This window comes from Microbacterium sp. (assembly GCF_036566905.1).
Lineage (GTDB): Bacteria > Actinomycetota > Actinomycetes > Actinomycetales > Microbacteriaceae > Microbacterium.
Genome location: NZ_DATCVK010000230.1, coordinates 18,758 through 43,144, shown reverse-complemented (window position 1 = coordinate 43,144; position 24,387 = coordinate 18,758). Strand labels below are relative to the sequence as shown.

Below are 24,387 nucleotides of genomic sequence, written 5' to 3'. Positions count from 1 at the left end.
TGATGGCCAAGCCAGGACGCCCCGGCGCGAGCAAGGGCAACAAGAAGGGCCCCACGAAGGGCACAGGCGGCAAGAACAAGCGGTCGCTCGCCGGTCGCGGGCCGACGCCCAAGGCCGAGGACCGCGCGTGGCACCCCGCCGGCAAGCGCAAGGCGGCCGCCGAGCGGTACACCGCCGCGGGCGGCACCGGCAAGCCCGGGCAGCCGGCTCCCCGTTCGTCGCGCCCCGGCAAGAAGGACGATGACACCGAGACCGTCACCGGTCGCAACTCGGTGCTCGAGGCGCTCCGCGCGAAGATCCCGGCGACCGCGTTCTACATCGCGCAGCGCGTCGAGATGGACGACCGCGTCAAGGAGATGCTGGCGATCGCCACTCACCGCGAGATCCCGGTGCTCGAGGTCACGAGGCCCGAGCTGGATCGCATGGCCGGCTTCGACGGGGTGCACCAGGGCGTCGCCCTCAAGGTGCCGCCGTACGAGTACTCCCACCCGCAGGATCTGCTGGAGCAGGTGATCGAGAAGGGCCAGACGCCCCTGTTCGTCGCGCTCGACGGCATCACCGACCCCCGCAACCTCGGTGCCATCCTGCGTTCGACAGCGGCGTTCGGCGGCCACGCCGTCATCGTGCCGCAGCGACGCTCGGCGAGCGTCAACTCGGCCGCATGGAAGACTAGCGCCGGAGCAGCCGCCCGCATCCCCGTCGCGATCGCCGCCAACCTGACCGCGATGCTCAAGGACTTCAAGAAGCAGGGCGTGTTCGTGCTCGGGCTCGACGGCGGGGGAGAGGTCTCCCTCCCCGAGCTCCAGCTCGCCGATCGCCCCGTCGTGATCGTCGTCGGCTCCGAGGGCAAGGGCCTCTCGCGGCTGGTCACCGAGACCTGCGACCAGATCGTCTCGATCCCGATCTCGTCGAGCACCGAGTCGCTCAACGCGGGCATCGCGGCATCCGTCGCCCTCTATCAGGTCGCGACCCTTCGGACCGCGCCGCCCGCCTGAGACGCCGTATGACGCATTCACGGGAATGAACAGCCCTGTGACGCGCTTCTCCCACCCAGAGCCGGCGAGCGTTCGGCGGTACGACAGATCGAAAGGCAGAAAATGGCACGCATCGCCGTCATCGGAGGCTCCGGCTACGCCGGACGTCACATCGTCGCCGAGGCGGTGAATCGCGGCCACAGCGTCCTCGCGATCGCGCGCCGCGTCCCGAGCGAGCGCCAGCCGGGCGCGGTGTACATCGAGGGCTCGCTCACGGACGTGCCCGACCTGCTCGCCCAGCTCGAGGGCGTCGACGTGGTGGTGTCGGCCGTGGCGCCGCGCGGCGACATGCAGGGCCTGGTGCGCCCGAACATCGCCGCGCTCGCCTCGCTCCTGCCCGAGGGTGTCCGGCTGGGTGTCATCGGCGGTGCCGGTGGCAGCCTCGTCACCGAGGACGGGCAGCGGGTCGTGGACCTGCCGTCGTTCAGCGAGGACTACAAGCCCGAGGCCCTCGAGGCGATCGGCATCCTCGAAGACCTGCAGGCCGGGCCGGAGTCGCTCGACTGGTTCTACATCCACCCCGCCGGCGGGTTCGGCGCCTTCAAGCCGGGCGAGCGCACCGGCTCGTACCGCACCGGCGGCGACGTCATCGTGACCGATGCCGAGGGAGAGTCGTACATCTCGGGCGAGGACCTCGCGGTCGCCATCGTCGACGAGATCGAGAACCCGCAGCACCCCCGCAAGCGGTTCACCGTCGGCTACTGAGCCCGGATCGCGAAGAGGCAGGTCACCGCTGGGCGGGACCTGCCTCTCGTGTCTGTTCCAGGTGGGGCGTCAGACCAGGTCGCGCCAGTCGATGTCGACCTCCTCGTCGTCGACGACCGGCGTGGGCGACGTGATGATCGACAGCGACACCGTCTCTGTCGGCGGGCCCATCAGCGTCGCCTCGTCGCGGCGGTGACGCAGCACGTTGTCGATATAGCTCGTGAGCGACTCGGCGAGGGGCACCGACTTCCCCTTCGCCTGCGACAGGTACCAGCGGTGCTCGAGCAGCTGGTGGAACACCTCGGCGGGCTCGAGCTTGGACCGCAGGTCCCAGGGGATCGCCTTGACGACCGGCTCGAATACGCGCGTGAGCCACTCGTGGGCGACCATCTCCTCGTCGTCGCCCAGACGCGAGATGCGGGCGCGGAACTCGTCGAGGTCGTTGAGCAGGCGCCGGGCCTGGTTCTCCTCCACGTCGAGGCCGGTCAGACGCAGCAGCCGCCGCTGATGGTGGCCCGCATCGACGACCTTCGGCTGGATCGAGACCCGGGCGCCGTCGGCCGTGGCCTGGATCGACATCTCGCCGATGTCGAACCCGAGGTCGTTGAGCCGCTGCACGCGCTCCGTCAGGCGCCAGGCCTCGTCGGCGCGGAAGCTCTCCTCGTCGGTGAGCGCCGCCCACAGCGCGTGGTACGCCGACACGATGCCGTCGGCCACCGCGATGGCGTCGACGCCGCCCTCCAGGCGCCCGCCCGCCTCGAGATCCATGATCTCGCCCGCGATGTTGGTGCGGGCCACGTCGAGGTCGTGCGCGCGCTGACCGGGCGTCAGCCCGCTCTCGTGCAGCTCGCCCGTCTCGGCGTCGACGAGGTAGGCGGCGAAGGCTCCCGCGTCGCGGCGGAAGAGAGTGTTCGACAGCGAGACGTCGCCCCAGAAGAATCCGACGTTGTGCAGACGGACCAGCAGCAGGGCGAGCGCATCCACGAGGCGCGTGGCGGTGTCGGGCCGCAGCACCTGGGTGAACAGGGCGCGGTAGGGGAGCGAGAACTTCAGGTGCGCGGTCACCAGCGCGGCCGGGAGCGGCTCGCCCGCGGCATCCGTGCGCCCGGCGATCACCGCGACCCGCTCGACGCAGGGGACGTCCAGACGTGCGAGGTTGCCGAGCATGTCGTACTCGCGCTGCGCCATCGCCTGCGTCGTCTCCTTGATGGCGACGACGCGGCCCGAGAGGTTGGCGAAGCGCACCAGGTGGCGGGAGATGCCCTTCGGGAGGAACACGATGTGCTGCGACGGCCAGTCGCCGAGCGGTGTCGACCAGGGCAGCGTCAGCAGCCCGGGATCCACGCTGCTCGCAGTGATGCTCAGGGCGTCGGGCACGGTGCCTCCTGAAAAGACAGCGACGGCGCGGGGGAATTGCTCCCACCCGCGCCGTCGCGATGCGAAACGGTGTTACGCCGCGGCGATCGCCCGGTCCGTGAGGCGCTCGCCCGACTCGATGTCGAAGACGTGGACGTGCCCGGGAACCGGAGCCAGCGCCACCTTGTCGCCCGCGATCGGGTGACGGCGGCCGTCGACGCGCGCGACGATGTCGGTGCGCTTGCCGTTGACGTCGGCGTGTCCGTAGAGGTAGCCGTCGGCGCCGAGCTCCTCGACGAGGTCGACCGTGACCGTGAGGCCCTTGCCGTCCGCCGGGGCGACCTGGATGTCTTCCGGGCGAACGCCGATCGTGACGTCGGAGCCGTGCGCCTTGCCGAGCGTGTCGGCTTCGATGCCCACGACCGTGTCGCCGAACTGCACGCCGCCCTCGGCGAGGTGCGCCGGGAACAGGTTCATGGCGGGCGAGCCGATGAAGCCGGCGACGAACACGTTGTTCGGCTTCTCGTACAGGTCGCGCGGGGTGCCGACCTGCTGCAGGAGGCCGTCCTTGAGGACCGCGATGCGGTCGCCCATGGTGAGCGCCTCGGTCTGGTCGTGCGTCACGTAGACGGTGGTGACGCCGAGGCGGCGCTGCAGCGACGCGATCTGCGTACGGGTCTGGACGCGGAGCTTGGCGTCGAGGTTCGACAGCGGCTCGTCCATGAGGAACACCTGCGGCTGGCGGACGATCGCGCGGCCCATGGCGACGCGCTGACGCTGACCACCCGAGAGCGCCTTCGGCTTGCGGGTCAGGTACTCCTCGAGGTCGAGGAGCTTCGCGGCTTCGAGGACGCGAGCGGCGCGCTCCTCCTTGCCGACGCCGGCGATCTTGAGCGCGAAGCCCATGTTCTCGGCGACCGTCATGTGCGGGTACAGCGCGTAGTTCTGGAAGACCATCGCGATGTCGCGGTCCTTCGGGGGGACGTCGGTGACGTCACGGTCGCCGATCAGGATGCGGCCGGAGTTGACCTCTTCGAGGCCGGCCAGCATGCGCAGCGACGTGGACTTGCCGCAGCCCGAGGGGCCGACGAGAACCAGGAACTCACCATCGGCGACCTCGAGGTTGAGCTTGTCCACAGCGGGGCGAGTGCCCCCGGGGTACAGACGAGTTGCGTTGTCAAACGTGACGGACGCCATGTTCTCTTCTCCTTCACCGGCAGGTACGTGCCGGACGATCCGTAGTGATGGAATGAGCGGGGGCTTTCCCGCACGCCCTTCATCGGGCGCACGAACAGTATGACACGGCGCGTACGGAGGTTGCGTCTGGGCATTTCCCAGGGTGGCTGACTAGCATCGTGGACGGCCGTTTTCCCGTTCGGCCCCGCCGGATACCGGCTGATTTCCGCCCCGAGAGGTTCCATGTCGAGCGACGAGTCACAGAACGCCGCGTCCAGCGAGCGCCGCGACGCCGTGCGTGAGAAGGCACAGCAGGTGAAGGTGCGACAGTCGCGGGCGCGGCTGATCCGTCGCACCTCGCTCGCAGTGGTCGCGGTCGCGTTCGTCGCCGTCATCGCCGTCGTGGTGACGTGGACCGTGTCGTCGAGTGCGTCCAAGCCGATGATGAGCCCCGCGAACGTCGTGAACGACGGCTTCGTGGTGACCGACGTCAGGGGCGGCGGCGTCGACTCCGTGGACCCCGACTCCAACGGCTCGCTCGAGGGCGAGGCGGCCACGCCGAGTCCGCCCGCCGAGCCCGAGCCCGAGCCGACGCCGACCGCCAGCCCCACCGAGGCCCCGGCCGTCGAAATCCGTGTCTACGTCGACTACCTCTCGACCGGCTCGCGCGACTTCCAGCTCGCCAACACCAAGCAGCTGTCGGAGTGGGTAGGCGACGGCGCCGCGACCCTGACCTACTACCCGGTGGCGATGCTGACGGCGAAGTCGAACGGCACCAAGTACTCGCTGCGCGCCGCCGGCGCCGCGGCATGCGTCGCGCAGCACGCGCCCGACTACTTCTTCGCGTTCAACGACGCGCTGCTGCGCCAGCAGCCCGAGGTGGACTCCGACGGCTACAGCGACAGTGAGCTCGCGGCCCTCGCCATCGCGACCGGCCTGGACGGCCCCAAGGTCGTGCGTGCGTGCATCGAGGACCAGTCGTACGCCTCGTGGGCGAAGACCGCCACCGACCGTGCCCTGCAGGAGCTGCCCGACACCGACGGCGCAGCCCTCACCGGCACGCCGATGGTGCTCGTCAACGGCACCCAGTACGTCGGCAAGCTCGACGACCCCAAGGAGTTCGCGCAGTTCGTGCTCACCATCGCGAGCGACGCGTACTACAAGGCCACGCCGAGCCCCACGCCGACGCCGACGACGGCTCCCTGATCGGGTGCCCGCACGGGCGCCGCTAGACTGGGCGCTCTGCCGACTTGGCGCAATTGGTAGCGCACCGTACTTGTAATACGGGGGTTACGGGTTCAAGTCCCGTAGTCGGCTCCAATAACCCCGGGTGAACAGCAGAATATGCCCCGGTCCTCCAAGTGAGGCTCGGGGCTTTTCGCTGTTTACTCGGGGTTTTCGGCCGGTGCCTACGGGGCAACTGCGGACACATCGACCCCCCCACCACGATCGCCGCGGCTAGCAGTTCCCGGTAGGTTGTCGCGCATGTCGGATGTCGTCGCCATCGCGTTGATTAGCGCGATCGGTTCGGTCGTGATCGCGGTGACTGGTGTCCTTGCGCAGTACTGGGGCCCCGAGTGGCGCGCTGATCGCGAGCGCCGACGGGTGGCCAAGGCGGCTCGCGACACAGAGCGAACGGAGCGCGCGCTCGAATACTTCGACGTGCTCGCCAAGAAGGCACACAACTACCGGGGCGCAGACATCGAGCTGGTCACTGCCCGCGCGAAGCTCGTTGCGGTCCTCGGCCACGGCGAGCGGCCGGTCGAGACGTTCCTGGACAAAGTGCAGCAGGAGGTACGCGCGACGAATCCCGTCGACGCCAAGCTGCGCGTAATCGACCGTCGAAGCGGTCAGCTGTTCGGCTGGCTTCGCGGCGAGCACCCGATTTCATCGCTCGAGTTCGAGGGCGTCCGCCCAGGCGTCGTGCGGATCGTGTCCGATAGCGGACCCACCGTCGAGGCGGAGATCATCGATTCCGGCCCGCCGCGCGAGACCTAACGCTGGTCCTCGCTGCTCGCATGCAACTCGCTGAGCTTCTTCCGCATCCGCCAGCGATGCGTCGGCCAGGCCACGAGGCGCGCGCGGAACCACGCCTGCAGCACTTCCTGCTCGACGACGCGAACCAGCTGTCCGTCGCGCTCTTCCCAACCCATCGGCATACCCTGCTGCCGCCAGTAGCGGATCGTGCGCGGAGACCGCTTCACGAGGGCCGCAGCCTGCCGGTAGGTGAGAAGGTCGCTCATGCGTGCCCGGCCTCGTGCGCTCCCGGCGTGCAGCCCTCGTGCACCACGAATCCGTCGACCGTCTCTACGAAATCCGCTTCGCCGATCGGCTGACCGCAGCCGGCGCAATGACGCGGTGTCACGGTGTGTCCTCCGACTTGGCCGCGATCGCCGCCTCGACCATGTCGAGCGCCTCCGCGACGTCACGCGGATCCCCGTAGCGGATCTCCTTCCAGACCCGGTCGGCTTCTTGCCGGTCGCCGCCCGTCAACGCGAGCAGCCCGATCGCGACGCCCTTCGCTCCGATGTTGTAGCCCATCACTCGCTCCTGTTCTCGTTGCCGGTGTCTGTGTAGGTCTGGCCGCAGACCTTGCATGCCTTCGCGAGCTCGGCCGCGCCGTCGGGCCCGTCGATCCAATCGACGAGCACCGCGGCCTCGCCGCAAGTCCTGCAGAGCTCGGGGCGTGCGCGCCGTGCGGTGTGCGGGTCGACGCGGCCGCGGGCTCGTCGGATGAGACGGAACAGCGCCTCTTCGAGCTCGGCGAGGTCTGGCCAATCGCGGATCTCGTGGACGACCGCCGCGAGCCACTCGTTGGCCGCGTACGCCCACTGGCGGGCGAGCTCGACGTCGTCCGGGAGTCCAGCGGGGATCTGCGGCGCCTCGACGCCGAGCCGGGATGATGCGACCACCAGGTAGCCCCGCAACGCCGACCACACAGCGCGCCCGCTCCGCGCCTCGGGGCCGTCGACGAGCGGGATGTTGTCGATGTACCCGCCCCCGGAGACGCGCTCCCTCAGCGGCGCTGCGTGCACGCCGCGCGCCGCCACGGCGATGGTCCCAGTCGTCTCAACCACGCTGGGCAACTGGTCGACATGCCACAGGAACCGCTCCACCCAGCGGTGATAGGCGGCCTCCGGATCGATCGCCTCGACGGCGGCGAGATCCGCGATCATGCGATCACCACCGATAGGGTTCCGGCATGGACTTCTTCGGCAGCAACAACCGCACCACGCTCGAGGTCACCTTCGACGGCCGCACCCACTCGCTCGAGGGTGACGACGCGGTTCTCTTCCAGGCCAAGGCCCAGGCGGGGCGTCCGTTCGAGTTCACGTTCCCTGGCGACAGCGAGGCGACGCAGATTGACTTCAACGGCCTTCACACGGCGACGCGTACGACGGTCGTGCAGGACTAGCCAGCTCACCGTGCTCCGTTCGTGTTGTGGCAGGTGCATCCCTGCCGGGGGATGTGCCCGTACGGCGACCAGCAGCATGACCGCTTGCAGCGGGTGACCGGCGCCTCGCGAGGACGCGTCTCAGGCGCGAACGAGGGCTGAAACGGCTTGCTCATGACGCACCGCCCTTTCCGCTGCAGGTGATCGCGTCGGGGTGCGCGGTGATGCGGTCGACCGCCGGTAGCTCGAACGGCGAGATCCCGCAGCACGTCGTGGTCGAGTAACCGGTGAGCGGCATACCGTGAACCTTTTCCGCCCAGGACGGGACCGCGGACGCCGATCGCGTGCCCTCCTCGGCGAGATACGCCGCGCCCTGCTGTGCAGCCTCGAGGATCGCGCGGGCGACGTCGCGAGCCTCGTCGACCGTGAGCGGGGCGGTGACGGTGACGCACACGTACCCGTCGTCGTCGACGTCGACGTCGGCAACCAACTGCTCGACGCTTCGAGTGATTTCGGTCATGATGAACTCCTTCTCAGAACGGGCAGGTTTCGGGGATCAATGCGGGGTCGGGTGCGAGGTCGATCGGGAAGGCATCCCAGACGCGGCCGCATGCGTGCTCGGGCAGGATGTGGCCGGGCACCTTCCGCTTCGGCCACCACCTGGTGCGCCGCGACGTGACTGGGCGGCCGGCGTGCTCGTGCAGCTGCCACAGCGGGATGCCGGCTATGACACACGCGGTGACCTGCTGGTAGTCGAGGGCGACGGGCTCGAGCCGCGGCTCACCGATCAGCAGGTCTTGCTGCCAGTCCCAGCGGACCTCGACGACGCGGCCGCGGCACGAGCTGCAGGTGGCGTAGAGCGGCGTGGTGGCGGTCATCGCTGGTCCCACCGAAGGGTGCTCTCGCCGTTGCTGTCGTCCTCTGGTGTCTCGGGCGCGTAGAGCGTGACGTTGGTGTAGAAGCGGCGACCGCTGGACTTGGCGGTGCCGATGTCGAATCGCTGCCGCAACTGCCGGCCGAGGGACTGCGCCGTGATCGCTTCCTCGTGCTGCTCTCTGCACCACGCGTCGTATGCGCGGCGGAGCTCGCTCATCTCGACGCGGACGATGTCGCCGCCGCCGACCGCGCACCGCTCCTCGACGAACCGGCCGAGATGGTCCTCCTCAGCGCGGTACGTGTCGGTCGCGGCGAGGACCTCGTCCGGCGTACGGAGCCCGTCTGCGGCATAGTCGACGGCGCCCCGGATGATCCAGGCCAGGATCCCGGGGCCTTCCTCGTCGACGAGGCGCTGCTGCAGGTTGTCGATGCGTTCGGAGTCGGTGACGGTGTGCGTGAACGGGATGAGCCGCATTCGTCGCCAAACGGAGTCGCCGCCCGTCTCGACCTGCGGCTGGTCGTTCGCCAGCATCAGGAACGTGTGCGACGGCGTGAAGTCGAAGAAGTCCTGCCGCATGAAGCGGGCGGTGATCGTGTCACCACCGGTGAGGAACTTGAGCTTCGCTTCGTCGAAGGTGGTCTTCGCGTTGATCTCCGACACCGTCACGAGGCGGCGGCCCTGCAACTTGGCGAGCTCGGTCTCGTGCTTGTCGCGGCCGACGACGAGGAAGCCCTGCGGCGCGGCGGTCGCGTAGTCGCCGGCGATCGAGGAAAGCACCTCCGCGAAGACGCCCTTGCCGTTGCCGCCCTTGCCGTGCGCGAAGGGGAGGATGTGCTCGATGACCTCGCCGATGAACATCAGCCCGGCGAGGCGTTGCATATACCGCTCCATCGCCGCGTTCGACTGGAACGTCGTCGCGAGGAACTTGTCCCACAGCGGCGTCGGCATGCCGGCATCCGGCGTCACAGTGGTCTGCTTCGAGTGGAATAGCGCCGGCGTCGGCGTAGCGATCGCGCCGGTGCGCAGGTCGACGACACCGCCCGGGGTGTTGAGCTGCCACGGGTGACGATCGAACGCGGCCGCGTCAAGACGCATCGCGGGTGCCGACCGAGCGAGGCGCACCGCATCAGCGATCGCGCGGGCGCGCATCGACTTCAGCCGCCACGCCTTCAACTGCGCGTTGTCGGTCGGGATGCGCCGGATCACGTCACGGGCGGCCTCGATCGCGGGCCCGTCGTCCGGGTGCCACACCCAGCGTGTCCCTTCCCACGTGACCCACTTGCCGGCGTCCGGGACGTAGCGGAGTTCGCCGGAGTACTCGGCGACCAGCAGCCGCGCGTTGCCGTCGTCCGTGAGGTCCGCGCTGTCCGAGCCGATCGCCGCTGCCGGCACCGTCGCGGCCGCGGCATTGCCGAGCACAGCGAGCTGCGTGCCCGTCGACGTCGTGCGGCTAGCGGGCGCCAGCTCGCGCGGCGCGCGGTGCCCGTAGCCAGCGTCGACGAGCGCCTTCGCGGCCACGGCGTGATCACCGCGGTGGTTCAGCAGCGCGTACGCACCGAACTTCGTGTACGGCACCTCCGGCTCGAAGTCCGTCGACGACGTGAACACGTACAGGCGGTCGCGATCGCCCGCATGCCCGGTCGTCGCGCTGATGCCGTCGTTCTTCCCCGGCCGACGCCAGTACTTCGTCGCGCCGCGGTCGAAAACATGCGCCCAGCCGATGAGGATCTCTGACCAGTCCGTCTTCGCCTCGAAGTCGTCGCCAGGGGTGATGTCGCCTGCTTGGGCCTGGTAGCTCGTCGACCACTTCGCGTCGACGGGCCCCGCGGGCACGGCCGTCTCGGCCGGCATCGTGTCGAGCGCGGCGTGCACGACGGCGTGCAGCTGGTCGCGTTCCTCGCGGTTGATCGTCGGCATCGACGCGGGGCCGCCTGCGAGCCGGATCCAGCCGGTGCCGGTCGGGTGCACGCCGCCTCCCGACGGAGCGAGCACCACGAAACCGCCAGTGCCGCGGGTCTCAGCGAGCGTCTCCCGGCCGGGCGGGACGTCGAGGGGCTGCGACGCGACCTTGGTGTTGCCGGGGACGTCGCCCTCGGAGAGGCGGTAGAACAGGTGCAGTCCGCCGGACGGTGACTGCTCGGACCAGCCCGCGATAAGCCTGTCGTAGAGCGGACGGAGGCCGGTGCCGTCGAGCAGCTCGACGACGTCGCCCATCGACGCCATCGCCTTGCCTTCGACCTCGAGCATCTCGACGTCGCCGTAACCGGTGACGATGCCGATGCCCTGCACTCCCGTGTCACCGAACCACGACTCGAGCTGATCCGTACCAGCCGGGTTCGCGGTGTAGTTCTTCCACGACACCAGCGGCCGCTTCGAGCCGTCTGCCGCGACAGGCACGACGGAGAGCCCGGCGGCGTGGAGCTCGAGCGCGGTGGTGAGAAGAGTGGTCATGCGCAGTTGCAGGCTCCGGTCGAAGTGCGGACCGTGAAGCAGTCGGGACAGACGTCCGTGGGGTCGAAGTCGAACTTCGTTCTCGGGCAGCGCACGTGCCGCCACTCGTCGAACGCGTTGCCGCGCGTGACCGGGTCGCCGACCTTGATGAAGTTGGAGCAGTCAGGGCACGTCATCGGTCGCTGAGCGACGCTCGGTTCGCTTGTATTCGTCATGTGCCCGGGCGCGGAGTCGAACCGCGCCTGCGACCATCCGGGCGGTGTCGCTCAGAACGGGGTGGCGTCGTACGTCGCGAGCTGCTGCGGCGTCGCACCGATCGCGGTGACGATGGTCTCGTCGGGGATCTGGGCGGCGCGGAGCTGCTGCAGCTTGCCGATCTGGTCCTGAGTGAGGCCGCTCGGGTGCGGCTGCGTCGCGGCCGGCGTGAACGGCGCCTGCACCGGCTGGGCGGCCGGCTGCGAGACCGGTTGCGGCGCCACGGCCGCCGTGGTCGGCACGAACGTCGGCGCACCATGACCCTGAGGGACGAACGCCTGCTGGGGCGCCGCGGCCGCCGGCTGAGCGACGAAACCCGACGGCGGCGCCGTGTACTGCGCGGCGTACATCTTTGCCGGGTTCGCCGGGTTCTTCGACGCCGGATCGTTGCCGACGTACTGCACCGTCAGCACACCACCGGGCAGGATGTCCGACGCGCCCGCCGTGCGGATCGCGTCGCTGATCGCGCGCTTCATGTTGCCCGACGCGACGTAGAGCGTTCGGGCGCCGTCGTCGTTCGGGTCCTCGCGCTGGTCCGTCTGCAGATCGACGAGGATCTGCATCATCGGGTCACCGTTCGGCCAGAAAGCGGGCTCCTGGGTGCCGAACTTCGTCTGCTGCCGCTCGCGCGGCTCCGACTTGACGGTGCCCGTGTGGGTGACGCCGATCTGGTCGAACTTGAGGCCCTTGCTGGACGAGTTGAAAAGGGACATGGTTGGTCTTCTCCTTGGTTGGTCTTGTCAGCGGTCGAACAGGTTGGTGACGGGTGCGAGCGCCGCTGGCTGCGGTGTCGCGGGGACCGGCCTCGGGGCCGGGGTCTCGGGGTCGCACGACGGGTGCGTGGTGAAGCCGCCCATCGTGACGATCGGTGCCATCGGCTCGCCGCAGACGGTGCAGCGGGTCGGCGCGGCGGGCTCGGCCGGGCGAATCGGGATCGGCGCCGGCAGCGCGAGCTGCCGAGGCTGAGGCTCGGGGACCACCTGCAGCTCGCCGATGTCGAACAGCGAACCGCCGGCGGCGCGATGCTGCGCCCGCTTCTCGGTCTTGCACCAGGTGCACCACTGGTCATCGCACAGCGGCGACGCGGCCAGCGCGGCATCGATGCCGACGACGGTGAGCATCGTCCACAGCCGGTTCGCGCGCTGCAGCGCCTCGGCGGCCAGGTGCGGGTTGTACGGCTCGGACCAGAAGTACGCGCCGGACAGTTCGCCGTCCCGGGGAAGGAACGCGATCGCCACCGCGCGGCAGGGGCCCCATCCGCCGTCGTCGGTGAACCCCTTGCCGTAGAGGTGCGCCTGCACGCGGTACTGCTGGCTGGGGCCGTGGAGGCGGTACTTCGAGAGCTGCTTCGGGCCGACGATCTTGTGGTCGATGACGGTGCCGGTCGGCACGTGGAACAGGTCAGAGTGGCCATCGATGTCCTGGCCGCCGATCTGACCGACCGTCACCGACCACTCAGTCACCCACTCGGTGCGGTCAACCTCGCCACCGCCACGGTTCGCGGCGTCGAACCACCGCTCGAGCTGGTCGTGGACGGCGGTCCCGACCGCGGGCTTCCATGCCGGCCCGCGGTCGGGCTCACCGTCGCCGTTGAGCTTGTGGAGGATCCACCGATCGCAGGGCCGACCCATTTCGCTGGGGCCGATGCGCTTCTGCAGGGACCGCGGGTGCCGCGTGATCCCGTCCTTGATAACCCCGAGATAGAGGTCCTCCACCGACGTCACAGCCCGAGTGCCTCTCGGATCTGTGAGGTGATCGCGGACAGATAAGCGATCGCCTCCGGGGTCGCCTCGTCGCCGACGGCCGCCGACGCGTGGGCCACAAAGGCGATGAGGTTGGCGATGCGGTGCTGCTCGACGAGTGCGAGCGTCGCGTGCGCCTGGGCCTGCGTCCAGCACCCGGCGGCTTTCTTGCCGTAGTCATCCGCTGCGTCGAAATCTCCACGCTCGTGGCGATCACGGAGTTTCTCGACGGCAGCTTCGCCCTCCGCGAGGATGAGTGTCGCCTCGTGGACGTGATCGACGCCGGTCATTTGACGGTCACCGACTTCTTGCCGCGCACCTTGAACTCCTCGAGCGCAGCCGGGGCGAACTCACGCTTCACCGCGGCCTGGTCAAGCGCCGTTTTCGTCTCATACAGCTGCGGGTACTCGGCAGCCGAGTACTTCGCCTCGACCGCGGCGTAGTCGGTGCGCGAGTACTCGCGCACGGTGACCTTGGAACCGCCGAGCTCGTGCGTGCCGACGACACCGCCGACCAGGTCGAGCAGCTGCGCATCGAGCGCATCGAGCTCCGCGGTGATGAACTCCCGGTCGGCCTCGAGCGTCGCGCGACGCTCGATCAGCCGCTTCGCGATCGCGTCCGACTTGCTCAGGCCGGCTTCGTCGGCACGGATCGGGGTAATGGGTGCGGGCGTGCTCATGGGTCAGTCCTCCTCAGTGGGGTTGGTCTCGTCGACGACTTCCGCGTCGACGACGTCGTCGGTCTCGTCGACGGCGAAGCCCTGCTCGTACTCGCCGATTAGCTGCCGCACGAGTTCGCCGAGCGCCGGCTCGAGCAGGTGCAGCGGATGCGTGCCGGGCAGGATCTCGCCGTACTCGGCGCGGGGCAGTGCGTGCCGCGAGAGCACGTCCGCGCCGGACGGGGCGACGAGGCGGAGCTCGAACGAGCCGGGCGCTTCGTCGGAGATCTCGATCGAGTACTCGCCGGCGCTCGCCTCAAGCTCGAGCGGTACCGCAGGCACCGGCTCGGTGTCGGGCAGGTCGAGCGGCTGCTTGATGTGCTGCACCCGGCGGTCGCGCAGGCGACGCAGCAGGTCGCGCACCGCCTCCTGGTCGTCCTCGTCGATCGCGATCTCGACGTGCACGATCTCGAGCTTCGGGACGCGCTCGAAGTTCTCGGTCTGCGTGATCTCTTTCGTGCGCACCAGCGCGACGACGGGGACGTATTCCTGCTTCGGATAGATTCCGAGCAGATAGCGGGTGTTCGACTCGAGGCCGTTGTCGTCGTACTCCTTCGGGAGCGACGGGGCGAGCTTGACCATGCGGGGTTCCTTTCAGTGGGTGGTTGAGGGCCAGTCGAGGCGCGCGTGCGCCTCCTCCTGGCTGGGCAGGTAGGCGGGGACCTCGGCGCCGCCCCAGCGAGCGCCGGCCCATGCGAGTGCGAGCGCGTCGGCGGCGTTGTCATCCGGGATGTGTGCGTGGGGGAACGCGGCGCGCATGAGCGAGACGACCTGGCCCTTGGTGGCGCGGCCGCTGCCGGTCGCGAGCTTCGCTCGACTCGACGGCGCCACCTCCACCACGGGCCCGCGTGCGAGCAGCTGGTCGACGAGGAACCAGTAGAGAGCGGTGCGCTCGTTCTGAGCGCCGAACTGCTGACGGGACGTCGGCACCTCAATGACGGTCACGTCGATGCGTGCGGGGATGGTCGCGAGGACGCCGGCCACTGCCTGGCGGATGCGGTTGCGGCGCGCGAGCAGCGTGTTGCCGATGTTCGGCGACATGACGCGACGAGTGATCGCCCCGCCCTCGACGTCGATCACCGCGACGCCCGTGCAGGTGAGCGATGGGTCGATGCCGACGGCGATCACGCGATCACGACCAGGCCGACGATGAACATCGCGAACGTGATTAGGCCGAGGATCCCGGTGCCGACCACCAGCCACCGCGGCGGCTGCTGGTCGGTCGAGTACTCGACCGGCACCTCCTCGGCCACCGATGCGCGGCGAGCGTGCATCGGGCGGCGGCGATTGAGTGCCGGCGCGTGCACGAGGATGCGGGTGGACATGCTGACTCCTGTTGATCGGTGAATCGGTGAGATGCGGTGCTGCAGGGAAGGGGCCCGCCGGGGGCGCCGACGCTGGGGGACGTCGGTCGGGAAGTCGCACCCCGGCGGGGGACTAGGGGGAGTGCAGGGCTGAATCGCCCGAGTGGCACTCGCACGAGCACACAGGGCACCCGCCGTGCACCCCGCCGCGGCAGTCGAACGACACCGGGATCACGCGTCGAGACGGCGACGCCACGACCTCGTCGAACAGGCCGTACACGCCGAACAGAATGAGCGTCACCGCGGCCGCGAGACCGATGAGCGTGACCATGTCCCAGACGCCGCGGATCAGCGTCCACGCCAGGGCGGCAAGAGCCGCGCCCGACAGGACCAGCACGATTCGCGCCGGCGTGAGCAGGCGGCCGGTCTGCGGGCTCATGATGCCGCCGCCGTCATCTGCGACTGCTGCCACGCCTTCACGGCGTCGGCGTCATACCGGACGAGCCGGCCGACCTTCACGAACTCCGGGCCGACCTGCACGTCACCGGTGGTCGTCTGCGACCGCCAGTTAGCGAGGGTCTGCTGGGCGAAGCCGGTCTGCTCCGAGACCTGCGCCGGGGTAAGCCAGATCATCACGCCACCGCCGCAGCAGGCTCGCTCGCGGTGACCTCGAACAGCACCTCGAACGACGCGTGCGGGAACGCGATCAGCGTCCGCGCGATGAAGCCGCCCGAGGCCGGCATCTTGTAGTTCGAGACCCGCCACAGCGTCTCGGGGGAGACGCCGATGATCCGCGCGAGCTCAGCCTCGGTCTGAATACCATTGGCCTTCCGAAGCTCGTTGAGCTTCTCGCGGCGCAGCCACGTTTTGGGCTGTCCTGCATTGGTGTCAAGTTCCTGCATGCGAGTAACCGTACACACGACCTGCGCGATTGCAACTTTCTTGCACCCGTGTTGCGCTTCGAATTCGCGGAATCTTGCGGCAAAGCCCATGCAAAGTTATTGCAGACATGCAATACTCAGGGCGTGCCTACATCACCGACGCCATGGAGTGAGTACCTAAAGCGAGCAGCTCCGGACCTCTCCCAGGCAGACCTCGCCAGGACACTCGGTCAGAACGACGCCACCGTCAGCAGGTGGCTCAGCGGCAAAACCCCGCGCCCCGACGCCGACACGATCGTGGCCGTTGCACGCAAGCTCGGACAGAGCGCCGTGTTCGCCCTCATCGCGACCGGCTACCTCACCACCGACGACCTCGCCAACGCCAGCACACCGAAGGCCTACGGCCTCGACGAGTACACCGACCTCGAGCTCTCCAAAGAGATCGTGCGCCGCATCGAAGCCGGCAACGCGACCACCGCGCTCACCGAACCGATCTCCTCCGACGTCATCCAGGAGGTGCTCGACGAGCAGCGCCTACCCGCACCCGAGGACGAGATCCCGTACATCGGCCGCGTGCACGAGAGCGACATGCCAGCGAAGCGCGCCGCAGACAAGAAGCCCCGCAAGGGCGACACGGACCACGCGGAGTGAATGTCGGCGGTGCCGCACAGGGTTGATGGCGTTGTGACTGATCCGGGGGGAATCATTGCGTGAGCTCATCGCCTACGCCGCGCGCCGAGGCGTGACCGTGCACGTCGCGCACCTGCCGCGCCCATACCGCGGGTTCTACGACCTCGACCGGCGCCGCGTCGTCTACGACTTCGACCTCACGCCCATCGAACGCCGCGTCGTCCTCGCACACGAGCTCGGGCACGACCACTACGGCCATGGCTGCGAAGACGACATTCGCGCCGAACGCGCAGCCGACGTCTTCGCCGCACGCCTCCTCATCGACCCCGAACGCTACGCCGAGCTCGAGCGCCTCACCCACGACGTCGACGCGATCGCCGAAGAACTCGCCGTCACACCCGAGCTGATCGACGTGTACCAGCAGCACTGCCTCACCCGACTCCGCGGCGTCACCTACGTCCGCGCACGCATGGGCATCGGCCAGTGGCACCACAGGAGCGCATATGCCTAGACCACCCCTCGAGCTTGAAACGTGGGGCAAGATTCGCCGCACCACCGTCAACGGGCAGCCCGCCGCCGTCGCCTACTACCGCGGCAGCGACGGCGTCACCAAGCCGATGCAGCGCCAGGGCAAGACGCCTGCCGAAGCCGAGCGCAACCTGATCCGTGCGCTCAAGAAGCAACTCGCCCCCGCGAGCGAGGACCTCACACCCGCCTCGACTGTCGGCGAGCTCGCGGCCAAGTGGCTCGAGATGCGCGAACAACAGGATCAGCTCGCGGAGGGATCGATCCGGATCTACCGCAGCGCGATCGAGAAGCACATCAAACCCGGCCTCGGCGCCGTTCGACTCAACGAGATCACCGTGCCACGCCTCGACCGGTTCCTGGCCGCCCTCGCGAAATCGTCCGGCCCCGGCACTGCAGCGACCACCCACGTGTGCCTGCGCGGCATGTTCACCCTCGCCTCCCGACACGGTGCTGTGAAGCCCAACCCCATGTCTGACGTACCCGCGCCCGAGCAGCCAAAACGCCGCACCCGCCCAGCCGCACCCGACGTCGACAGCGTCCGCGGCATCCGCGCCCGCTTCGAACAGTGGGACGCCGGCACCGAACCACGCAGCGAAGGCGATCGCCGACCGCGGCGGCCGCGCGCATCCGAGCTGCTCGACACCACCGACATGTTCATCGGCACCGGCATGCGCACCGGCGAAGTACTCGCCCTCCAATGGGACGCGCTCGACCTCGCAGCCGGCCGCGTCAGGGTCAAGCGCACCATCGCCCAGAACCGCGACGGCAAGTTCTTCGTCCAGGAGTTCACCAAGAGCGACGCCGGCATGCGCGAGCTCGAGCTGCCACCGCACGTCGTCGAAATGCTGCTCCGCCGCCGCGTCGCCTCATTCTCCGAATTCGCATTCCCCTCCGCGGTCGGCACCTTCCGACACCCGAACAACTACCGCACCACCTGGCGCGCAGCACTCGCCGACACCCCCTGGAAAGGCACCACGCCAAAGAGCTTCCGGAAGACGGTCGCCACTGTCCTCCGCGACGAGCTCGGCATCGAAGCAGCCCGCGACCAGCTCGGCCACGAGCACGAACGCACCACCAAAGGTCACTACGCCGACGCCGTCGCCCACATCGGCCCCGCCGCCGGCGCAGTACTCGACCGCCTCTTCGCCTGAGACACGCCGAAATACGAATTCACGCGCCCCATTTGACACCGGAGTACTTGCCGCCCCTAACGTCAGTGTTGGAACGATCTCGCAACCGAGAGCAGCTACCGCCGCTCGATAAGCGTCCGCACCCGAATGAACACGTCGCCTAATGACTCGCGACCGAGCCGATTGATCTGGGCTGTTTCCGCCTCGCGCACCAGCTTTTCCAGCAGCAACTGTTCGGCAGGCGGCAGAATCTCTGAGATGCGCGCCAACGCCTTGGCGACGAGCGGCGACACCTCCGTCATGTAGCTGTGGTGCAGACGCATCGATTCCTCCACCAGGTATGCGCCCGCTTCGTCCCAGATGCGCTTGCCCTCTTCGTCGGTCTCGTCGCGCTTCAGCAGAATGTGGCTCTCCGATAGCAGCTGCCTGAACCGCGACTCGACAGGTATATCCCGGCCGTTGATGAAGTTCTGAACGGCCGCCGATGCTTCGTCGATGGCAGCGAGCACATCCACAATGGCTGCGTTACTGTTCGCGCGGATCGATGCACGACTCTCGGCGTCGCGGCGCATGACCCGCAGGGCGTCAGCCGGGAACGCCTCGGGAACGACGTCAATCGCGTGAGCACAGAACGAACACAACCAAATACCGTTCTCGATCGACTCGCGTTGCTCTTTCGTCATCGCCTCGTCGAACCGCGGTCCACCTGGACTCGCTGCAGCAATATGAGCCGCCACACCGACGCGCACCGAACTGTCATACGTAGGCCCCGGCCTCGAGGTCGGCCGCCCACACGTCGGATTCGAACACGTGTGACCAGCGCGCTCTTCGAGCTTCTTCTTTACCTTGCTCGAGAAATCGTCACGCGCCACGTCGCGATCGTATCTCGACCCTGTGCCAGTGAAAGCGGCTCCCCAGCTCCAAACGCCTCGACCTCTCGGTCGAGGATCAAACCGGTGTCAACGCGAACTCATGCTCCCGCGAAGGACTCCCACGACGCCCGCCAATTCCTCGGGCGAGGAGACACCTGCACCGCACCCAGAGAGGCGCCGGCCAACCACAGCCGGCGCCTCTCAAACCCCCATTGAAGAACGCGCCCCAAATCGCGCCCTCCCCGCAACCGGCCATAGGGCGCGATATCCGAGCGAGGGCGCGATTAGGGCGCGATCCCAAACGGCATCGGACCCTCGTCCTACCGCATGATTCCGCGGATTCCGGCCCAAAGGGCGCGATAGGGCGCGTTTTTCCCAGTTGCCACAGCTCTTTGATTAGTAACTAAGGGACTGAGTTATACGCGCGCAGGGAACGCTCAACCAGAACAGCCCGCCCTAACGCGCCCTCAGCACACCAGGAGGCAGCGTGAGCCAGCATCACAAGTCCACGCGCGCCGACCGTGCAGCACGCAAGCAATACCGGGCAGAATGCGCCGAAGCAGACCTGCCCTGCTGGCTCTGCCACCTACCCATCGACTACGCCGCAGCCTGGGACGACTGGACCAACAACGACCGCTTCCAACGCGACCACTTCTACCCAGCCTCCACACACCCCGAGCTCTACGACGACCCCGAGAACTGGCGACCATCACACGCAGGCTGCAACGAACGCCGAGGCAACAGCGACGCCGTCGGCGGCCTCGGCATCCTCTCCCGCCAATGGGCACCCACCCTCTAGCGGAAGAAGAGTCACACACGGGGAGGGGCGTTTGAGTCTCCACACACCCGAACCCGGCCCACCTCCCGCGGGCTTCCTCTCTCCCCGCGGATCTGGCGCGCGCCGCTGCACTTGTGACACCTGCGGGTGTGACACCGCGAGGAGGTCACGGTGAGCCGTAGCCGCGAGAAGCAGCGCGAGTACATGCGCGCGTACCGGGCCCGCAAGAAGGCTGAGACGAAAGAGTCGCAGGCGGCGAGCAAACCCGAGGTGCCGTCGTCGAGTGCTACCGGTGCGCCGGATGCTACGCCGACGCCGGGGCGTCATGCGGCCGCGGTCGACCGGATGCTGCAGGAGTCGGGGCTGTCGCGGCTCGATGAGGAGGGTCCGCTGGTCGAGCTGCTCAAGGATCTCGCTGCCGAACTCGATGCCGGCGCGGAGCCGCGGACTCGGCAGCAGTACTTGACGGCGCTGCGTGACGCGCGCCGGGTGCTCGCGGCTGCGCCCGGCTCCGCGGGTGTGGGCGGCTCGGACCCAGACGAGAAGGACCCGCCGGTGGCTGAGGAGCCTGAGGTGCCGGCGGCGCCGGCGGTCGACCCGGAGGTGGCGGACTTTGCGAGTTTCAAGCGAGCTAAGGGGGGCGCTGCAGCGCGGTAAGGGATCGATGACGCCGCGGCTGTGGACGCGGCCTCTGCGTGAGCTCACTTCAGAGACGTCGCACGGGTTCCACGTCATCGAGTTCGCCGCGATGTTCCTTGGCATCACGCTGCGGCCGTGGCAGAAGTGGCTGCTGATCCACGCGCTCGAGCTGCTCGAGGACGGTCGGTACCGGTTCCGCAAGGTTGTCATCATCGTTGGCCGGCAGAACGGCAAGACGAAACTGATCGAGGTCCTCGCGCTGTGGTGGCTATTCGTCGACAGCGACAGCTTCCCCGATCACGTGCCGGCCGATGAGTTCCTCGTGCTCGGCACCGCGCAGGATAAGGACACTGCCAAGAAGGTTTGGAAGCGGGTGCTGCGCCGCTGTAACCCGAACGTCGAGAAGTGGCCGGGTCGGTTTTCGCCGGCCGCCCGCGCGGCGCTTGTGCCGGCGCTGGTAGCCGAGGCGATGCCGCCGTCAGAGTCGAACGGCTCTGAGGCGATCATCCTGAAGAACGGCGCCCAGTATCAGATCGCAGCGTCGACGTCGGGCGGCGGCCGCGGTGACTCCATCTCACGCGCGGTGCTCGACGAGCTGCGAGAGCAGAAGAACTGGGAGGGCTGGGCCGCCCTCTCGAAGACGCTCAACGGCACATACAACTCGCAGATGTGGGCGATCTCGTCAGCCGGCGACGCGCGCTCGGTCGTGCTGAAGGACATCCGCGAGTCGGCGCTCGCCGCGCTCGAGGATTGGCAGAAGTACGTCGACGCGGGGATCGCGTCGATCGAGGAGTACGCCAACACCCACGACGTGTCGATCGGCATCTTCGAGTGGTCGGCGCCCGAGGACTGCAAGCTCGACGACCCAGAGGCCTACCTGCAGTCGAACCCGTCGATCGGGTACGGCTACGAGGTTGATGCGCTGCTGTCCGACCTGGCATCGGGGGAGCCCGAGCACGTCACGCGCACCGAGGTGCTCGGCATCTGGGTGACGGCAACGCTCGAGCCGTCGCTGGACGTCGAGATCTGGCCGCTGCTCGCGGACCCGCCGCGGGTCGACCACGAAGGCGTCATCGTCTACGAGGGCTCGCAGATCGCGCCCTCCTCACCGGTGATCCTCGGCGTCGACACATCATCGGACCGCAAGCGCACCTGGATCGGCGTCGCCGGGTGGCGCGAGGACGGGTTGCAGCACCTCGAGGTGATCGACGTCGTCTCACGCATGACCGCCGTGGCGGGTCGCGTGAAGGCGATCGCCGACGAGTGGGGGATCGATTTCGTCGCGCTGCAGGCGCGCGGCTGCCACGCGTCCGAGCTGAAGGATCCGCTCGAGAAGCTGGGTCTCACTGTCATTGAGGTCTCTGGCCCGGCGCTCGGTGCCGGCACCGGGAAGATGCACGACCGCGTCGACGACCAGCGCATGCGGCACCGTTCGCAGGAGGCGCTGGACCAGGCCGTGAAGCATGCGGTCACCAAGAAGCTCAATGACGTTCGGGTGTGGGATCGCGAGGCGTCGCCGGTGGACATCGCACCGCTGGTGTGTGTGTCGAATGCGGCGTACGGACTCGAGGTCATGCCCGAGCTCGAGTCGTCGGCGTACGAGGACCACGGTCTGCTCGTCGCCTAGAAGGAGGACCTCATGGACGTTCTGGCCCAGGGGATGACGGCCGTCATCGCCACCCTCGCGCTCTGCGGGCTGCTGATGTGGTGGATGGACCGCGCGCAGTTCCGCGCGGGCCACCGGGTGACCGTGTCGCTCGTCGACGGCTCCGTGCTCACGGGCCGGACCGCCGGCTCGTGGCGGTTCGGCCGCATCCGGCTCGTCGACGTCGCCACCGAGCACGGTGAGGTCCCCGGCATGATCGTCGTCTACGCCCGCGCAGTGCTCACGGTGCAGGTGATCAGCTAATGGTCGGACTCACCACCGTCGGTGGCGAGCTCGCGAAGATCGACCCGCTCACCGGCCTCAGCGGCCGCCAGTCGCTGCCGTTCCTCACTCCTGATCCCGGGATCCCTCTCACCCGCACCACGAATCTGTCGAAGCTGACGCCCGAGAAAGCGTGGAAGACGCAGCCGTCGCTGCGGAAGGTCGTCGGCTTCATCGCGCGGAACGTGGCCTCCGTGCAGTGGAAGGTCTTCGAGCGGATCGACGACGACGACCGGCGCCGCGCGTCTGAGTCGATCGCCGAGCAGCGTCTGCGCCGACCGCAGCGGTTCCTAACCGGCTTCCAGCTGATGTACCGGATCACCGTCGACAAATGCCTGTATGACCGGTGGGCGGTGCTTCTCACCCCTGATGGGGTTCCCCACCGCATCCCACCGCGGGCTCTCGTCATCGAGTCGAATGCGATGGACGAGATCCAGTTCGTCGGCGTCAACGTCGCTGGTCGCACCGTCGACGTCACGGACCTACCGCTCGCACTCGGCACAGGATGGGACGCCTGGTCAGGTGACGGCATCTCGCCGCTGACGACGCTCGACGCGATCCTGCAAGAGCAGGCGGACGCCGTCGACTGGCGGCGCCGGCAGTGGGACGAGCGCCCGAAGTTCTCCGGCATCGTCAAGCGCCCCGCGACCGCGCCTAAGTGGGGCGAGACGCAGCGCACCCGATGGGTGCAGACGTTCCGGGAATGGCGGACAGGGCAGGCAGACGGCGCCCCTCTTTTCGAGGACGGGATGGAGTGGGAGGACTGGTCCAAGTCCATCGCTCCCGTCGACGCTCAGGACATCGAGGGGCGCAAGCTCACCGACGCTGAGGTGGCGTCCGCCTATTACGTGCCGCCGGAGCTCGTCGGCGCCCGTGAGGGCACCAACAGCAACGTCGCCGCGTTCCGTCAGATGCTGTTCGGCCCGGTCCTCGGCCCGCATTTCGAGGAGTTCCAGCAGGCGTTCAACGCCGAGGTCGTGCCGACCCTCGCCGGCGACGGCTTCTACGCCGAACTCGACCGGCAGACGGCGATCAACGGGTCGCTGCTCGAGCAGGCCAAGTTGCTCTCCACCGCGGTGGGCGGGCCGTACATGACCCGCGCCGAGGCGCGGGCGGCGCTGAACCTGTCGAAGAAGGACGGGACGGACGAGCTGATCGTTCCGCTCAACGTCATCGAGGGCGGCCAGGCGTCCCCGCAGGACGGCGTCACTGGCGCAACCACAGACGACCGAGGCATCGGTGAAGACGATGCGCCGGCCGCATGACGAAGGGGGCCACCATGGCAGCACCTGCAGTACGTGAGGCGCGGAAGAGCTTCGCTGTTTCCGTGAAGGCCGCCGACGCCGACACCGGCGTCGTGACGGCGCTCGTTTCGGCGTTCGGGGTGGTCGACTCGTACGACGAGGAGATTATGCCCGGCGCCTTCAAGACGTCGCTCGAGCGATTCGGTGACGACCCGATCCCGATCCTCTGGAACCACCAGTGGGCCGTCATGGACGCGCACCTGGCGGAGGCCAAGGGCGAGGAGACCGACGAGGGGCTCGTCGTCACCATGCAGTTCGACCTCGAGGACACGACCTCGGCGAAGGCCTTTCGCCTCCTCAAGTCGAAGCGGATCAAGGAGTTCTCGGTCGGCGGGTTCGAGCCCTCCGAGGGCATCCGCCGCGTCGAGAAGGACGGCCGTGACATCTGGCAGATCTACGAGTTCGAGCTCGTCGAAGTCTCGCTCGTGTTGCGCGGCGCGAATCCCGAGACCCGCCTCATCGACGTGAAGTCGGCGGCCGAGCTGGTGGCCGCGACCACCGAAAACGAGACTCCCGGCGGCGATCCGCCCGCGGAAGAAGACAACCCGACAGACGCGGAGCCGACCCCCGGCGAAGCTGACGAAGCCTCCGAGAATTCGGGGGCTTTCCTCGTAGCGCGACAGAAGGCTGTCGCGCTGCTCAACCTCACAATGACGGCCACCAGGGCCGCGAAAGGAGACGCCTGA

33 protein-coding genes and 1 tRNA gene are annotated in these 24,387 nt (G+C 68.4%); 15 read left to right on the top strand and 19 right to left on the bottom strand.

Annotation, left to right across the window (positions count from 1 at the left end; translation table 11 throughout):
• Positions 1 to 2 precede the first annotated feature (2 nt).
• Together rlmB and VIP82_RS20930 are read left to right on the top strand one after the other, a co-directional pair.
• Positions 3 to 995 carry a 23S rRNA (guanosine(2251)-2'-O)-methyltransferase RlmB gene (gene rlmB / locus VIP82_RS20935; protein ID WP_331912216.1) on the top strand — a complete coding sequence of 331 codons (993 nt, stop codon included), beginning with the start codon at positions 3 to 5 and terminating at the stop codon, positions 993 to 995.
• Between the two features lie 102 nt (positions 996 to 1,097).
• On the top strand, positions 1,098 to 1,739 hold the full coding sequence (locus VIP82_RS20930) for an NAD(P)-dependent oxidoreductase (protein ID WP_331912214.1): 642 nt from the start codon (positions 1,098 to 1,100) through the stop codon (positions 1,737 to 1,739).
• 69 nt (positions 1,740 to 1,808) lie between these two features.
• Here the strand turns inward: VIP82_RS20930 and VIP82_RS20925 are convergent, their stop codons facing one another.
• Both VIP82_RS20925 and VIP82_RS20920 read right to left on the bottom strand, forming a co-directional pair.
• Entirely contained in the window at positions 1,809 to 3,116 is a 1,308-nt protein-coding gene (locus tag VIP82_RS20925; protein WP_331912212.1) for a DUF4032 domain-containing protein, read from the bottom strand.
• A gap of 72 nt (positions 3,117 to 3,188) precedes the next feature.
• Entirely contained in the window at positions 3,189 to 4,292 is a 1,104-nt protein-coding gene (locus VIP82_RS20920) for an ABC transporter ATP-binding protein (RefSeq protein WP_308869902.1), read from the bottom strand.
• A gap of 222 nt (positions 4,293 to 4,514) precedes the next feature.
• On the opposite strand from VIP82_RS20920, the gene VIP82_RS20915 reads away from it, so the two are divergent.
• The 3 genes from VIP82_RS20915 (at position 4,515) to VIP82_RS20905 (ending at position 6,269) form a co-directional block, all read left to right on the top strand.
• Positions 4,515 to 5,477 (top strand): DsbA family protein, encoded by a 963-nt coding sequence (locus VIP82_RS20915; protein ID WP_331912210.1) that lies wholly within the window; start codon positions 4,515 to 4,517, stop codon positions 5,475 to 5,477.
• A gap of 38 nt (positions 5,478 to 5,515) precedes the next feature.
• Positions 5,516 to 5,591, top strand: a tRNA-Thr gene (locus VIP82_RS20910).
• A 165-nt stretch (positions 5,592 to 5,756) separates the two neighbouring features.
• A complete protein-coding gene (locus VIP82_RS20905) occupies positions 5,757 to 6,269 on the top strand; it encodes a hypothetical protein (protein ID WP_331912208.1) in 513 nt (170 codons plus the stop codon).
• Here the strand turns inward: VIP82_RS20905 and VIP82_RS20900 are convergent.
• From VIP82_RS20900 to VIP82_RS20890, 3 genes are all read right to left on the bottom strand, one after another.
• The gene (locus VIP82_RS20900) at positions 6,266 to 6,514 is read right to left on the bottom strand and encodes a hypothetical protein (RefSeq protein ID WP_331912206.1); all 249 of its coding nucleotides are present in this window, start codon (positions 6,512 to 6,514) and stop codon (positions 6,266 to 6,268) included. The two genes, VIP82_RS20905 and VIP82_RS20900, sit on opposite strands and share 4 nt — an antisense overlap.
• Before the next feature lie 118 nt (positions 6,515 to 6,632).
• Entirely contained in the window at positions 6,633 to 6,812 is a 180-nt protein-coding gene (locus tag VIP82_RS20895; protein WP_331912204.1) for a hypothetical protein, read from the bottom strand.
• Positions 6,812 to 7,447, bottom strand: coding sequence for a hypothetical protein (locus VIP82_RS20890; RefSeq protein ID WP_331912202.1), 636 nt, complete (start codon positions 7,445 to 7,447; stop codon positions 6,812 to 6,814). The genes VIP82_RS20895 and VIP82_RS20890 overlap by 1 nt, the downstream gene beginning before the upstream one ends.
• A 26-nt stretch (positions 7,448 to 7,473) precedes the next feature.
• On the opposite strand from VIP82_RS20890, the gene VIP82_RS20885 reads away from it, so the two are divergent.
• The gene (locus VIP82_RS20885) at positions 7,474 to 7,686 is read left to right on the top strand and encodes a hypothetical protein (RefSeq protein ID WP_331912200.1); all 213 of its coding nucleotides are present in this window, start codon (positions 7,474 to 7,476) and stop codon (positions 7,684 to 7,686) included.
• Between the two features lie 151 nt (positions 7,687 to 7,837).
• Here VIP82_RS20885 and VIP82_RS20880 read toward each other — a convergent pair whose 3' ends face one another.
• The 13 genes from VIP82_RS20880 to VIP82_RS20820 all read right to left on the bottom strand — a co-directional run bounded on the left by VIP82_RS20880 (position 7,838) and on the right by VIP82_RS20820 (position 16,004).
• The gene (locus VIP82_RS20880) at positions 7,838 to 8,185 is read right to left on the bottom strand and encodes a hypothetical protein (RefSeq protein WP_331912198.1); all 348 of its coding nucleotides are present in this window, start codon (positions 8,183 to 8,185) and stop codon (positions 7,838 to 7,840) included.
• A 13-nt stretch (positions 8,186 to 8,198) separates the two neighbouring features.
• A complete protein-coding gene (locus VIP82_RS20875; RefSeq protein ID WP_331912196.1) occupies positions 8,199 to 8,543 on the bottom strand; it encodes a hypothetical protein in 345 nt (114 codons plus the stop codon).
• Positions 8,540 to 10,993, bottom strand: coding sequence for a phage/plasmid primase, P4 family (locus tag VIP82_RS20870; RefSeq protein WP_331912194.1), 2,454 nt, complete (start codon positions 10,991 to 10,993; stop codon positions 8,540 to 8,542). Before VIP82_RS20870 ends, VIP82_RS20875 begins: the two co-directional genes overlap by 4 nt.
• 266 nt (positions 10,994 to 11,259) lie before the next feature.
• Positions 11,260 to 11,961, bottom strand: a complete 702-nt coding sequence (locus VIP82_RS20865) for a hypothetical protein (protein ID WP_331912192.1) — start codon at positions 11,959 to 11,961, stop codon at positions 11,260 to 11,262.
• Between the two features lie 27 nt (positions 11,962 to 11,988).
• A complete protein-coding gene (locus VIP82_RS20860) occupies positions 11,989 to 12,972 on the bottom strand; it encodes a hypothetical protein (protein ID WP_331912190.1) in 984 nt (327 codons plus the stop codon).
• Positions 12,969 to 13,280, bottom strand: a complete 312-nt coding sequence (locus tag VIP82_RS20855) for a hypothetical protein (RefSeq protein WP_331912188.1) — start codon at positions 13,278 to 13,280, stop codon at positions 12,969 to 12,971. The genes VIP82_RS20860 and VIP82_RS20855 overlap by 4 nt, the downstream gene beginning before the upstream one ends.
• Positions 13,277 to 13,669, bottom strand: coding sequence for a hypothetical protein (locus VIP82_RS20850; RefSeq protein WP_331912186.1), 393 nt, complete (start codon positions 13,667 to 13,669; stop codon positions 13,277 to 13,279). The genes VIP82_RS20855 and VIP82_RS20850 overlap by 4 nt, the downstream gene beginning before the upstream one ends.
• Before the next feature lie 3 nt (positions 13,670 to 13,672).
• A complete protein-coding gene (locus VIP82_RS20845; protein ID WP_331912184.1) occupies positions 13,673 to 14,290 on the bottom strand; it encodes a hypothetical protein in 618 nt (205 codons plus the stop codon).
• Between the two features lie 12 nt (positions 14,291 to 14,302).
• Positions 14,303 to 14,836: a crossover junction endodeoxyribonuclease RuvC gene (locus tag VIP82_RS20840; protein ID WP_331912182.1), complete on the bottom strand. Its 534-nt coding sequence runs from the start codon at positions 14,834 to 14,836 to the stop codon at positions 14,303 to 14,305.
• Positions 14,833 to 15,033, bottom strand: a complete 201-nt coding sequence (locus VIP82_RS20835) for a hypothetical protein (RefSeq protein WP_331912180.1) — start codon at positions 15,031 to 15,033, stop codon at positions 14,833 to 14,835. Before VIP82_RS20835 ends, VIP82_RS20840 begins: the two co-directional genes overlap by 4 nt.
• A 112-nt stretch (positions 15,034 to 15,145) precedes the next feature.
• Positions 15,146 to 15,451 carry a hypothetical protein gene (locus VIP82_RS20830; RefSeq protein ID WP_331912178.1) on the bottom strand — a complete coding sequence of 102 codons (306 nt, stop codon included), beginning with the start codon at positions 15,449 to 15,451 and terminating at the stop codon, positions 15,146 to 15,148.
• Positions 15,448 to 15,645: a helix-turn-helix transcriptional regulator gene (locus VIP82_RS20825; RefSeq protein ID WP_331912176.1), complete on the bottom strand. Its 198-nt coding sequence runs from the start codon at positions 15,643 to 15,645 to the stop codon at positions 15,448 to 15,450. The genes VIP82_RS20830 and VIP82_RS20825 overlap by 4 nt, the downstream gene beginning before the upstream one ends.
• Positions 15,645 to 16,004, bottom strand: a complete 360-nt coding sequence (locus tag VIP82_RS20820) for a helix-turn-helix domain-containing protein (protein WP_331912174.1) — start codon at positions 16,002 to 16,004, stop codon at positions 15,645 to 15,647. Before VIP82_RS20820 ends, VIP82_RS20825 begins: the two co-directional genes overlap by 1 nt.
• A gap of 33 nt (positions 16,005 to 16,037) precedes the next feature.
• Here VIP82_RS20820 and VIP82_RS20815 point away from each other — a divergent pair, with 33 nt between their 5' ends.
• The 3 genes from VIP82_RS20815 to VIP82_RS20805 are packed head-to-tail and all read left to right on the top strand — an operon-like array spanning position 16,038 to position 18,202.
• Positions 16,038 to 16,544, top strand: a complete 507-nt coding sequence (locus VIP82_RS20815) for a helix-turn-helix domain-containing protein (protein ID WP_331912172.1) — start codon at positions 16,038 to 16,040, stop codon at positions 16,542 to 16,544.
• Positions 16,545 to 16,599: 55 nt separating this feature from the next.
• Entirely contained in the window at positions 16,600 to 17,034 is a 435-nt protein-coding gene (locus VIP82_RS20810; protein WP_331912170.1) for an ImmA/IrrE family metallo-endopeptidase, read from the top strand.
• Complete coding sequence (locus tag VIP82_RS20805) at positions 17,027 to 18,202, top strand: site-specific integrase (protein WP_331912168.1); 1,176 nt, start codon at positions 17,027 to 17,029, stop codon at positions 18,200 to 18,202. The genes VIP82_RS20810 and VIP82_RS20805 overlap by 8 nt, the downstream gene beginning before the upstream one ends.
• 95 nt (positions 18,203 to 18,297) lie before the next feature.
• Here VIP82_RS20805 and VIP82_RS20800 read toward each other — a convergent pair whose 3' ends face one another.
• Positions 18,298 to 19,053 (bottom strand): hypothetical protein, encoded by a 756-nt coding sequence (locus tag VIP82_RS20800; protein WP_331912166.1) that lies wholly within the window; start codon positions 19,051 to 19,053, stop codon positions 18,298 to 18,300.
• 487 nt (positions 19,054 to 19,540) lie between these two features.
• Between VIP82_RS20800 and VIP82_RS20795 the strand changes: the two genes are divergently transcribed.
• The 6 genes from VIP82_RS20795 to VIP82_RS20770 all read left to right on the top strand — a co-directional run bounded on the left by VIP82_RS20795 (position 19,541) and on the right by VIP82_RS20770 (position 24,387).
• Complete coding sequence (locus tag VIP82_RS20795) at positions 19,541 to 19,852, top strand: hypothetical protein (RefSeq protein ID WP_331912164.1); 312 nt, start codon at positions 19,541 to 19,543, stop codon at positions 19,850 to 19,852.
• A gap of 150 nt (positions 19,853 to 20,002) precedes the next feature.
• Positions 20,003 to 20,488, top strand: coding sequence for a hypothetical protein (locus tag VIP82_RS20790; RefSeq protein ID WP_331912162.1), 486 nt, complete (start codon positions 20,003 to 20,005; stop codon positions 20,486 to 20,488).
• Between the two features lie 7 nt (positions 20,489 to 20,495).
• The gene (locus tag VIP82_RS20785) at positions 20,496 to 22,097 is read left to right on the top strand and encodes a terminase large subunit domain-containing protein (RefSeq protein WP_331912160.1); all 1,602 of its coding nucleotides are present in this window, start codon (positions 20,496 to 20,498) and stop codon (positions 22,095 to 22,097) included.
• A 12-nt stretch (positions 22,098 to 22,109) separates the two neighbouring features.
• A complete protein-coding gene (locus VIP82_RS20780; protein ID WP_331912158.1) occupies positions 22,110 to 22,379 on the top strand; it encodes a hypothetical protein in 270 nt (89 codons plus the stop codon).
• The gene (locus VIP82_RS20775; protein ID WP_331912157.1) at positions 22,379 to 23,662 is read left to right on the top strand and encodes a phage portal protein; all 1,284 of its coding nucleotides are present in this window, start codon (positions 22,379 to 22,381) and stop codon (positions 23,660 to 23,662) included. The genes VIP82_RS20780 and VIP82_RS20775 overlap by 1 nt, the downstream gene beginning before the upstream one ends.
• Before the next feature lie 14 nt (positions 23,663 to 23,676).
• Complete coding sequence (locus VIP82_RS20770; RefSeq protein ID WP_331912155.1) at positions 23,677 to 24,387, top strand: HK97 family phage prohead protease; 711 nt, start codon at positions 23,677 to 23,679, stop codon at positions 24,385 to 24,387.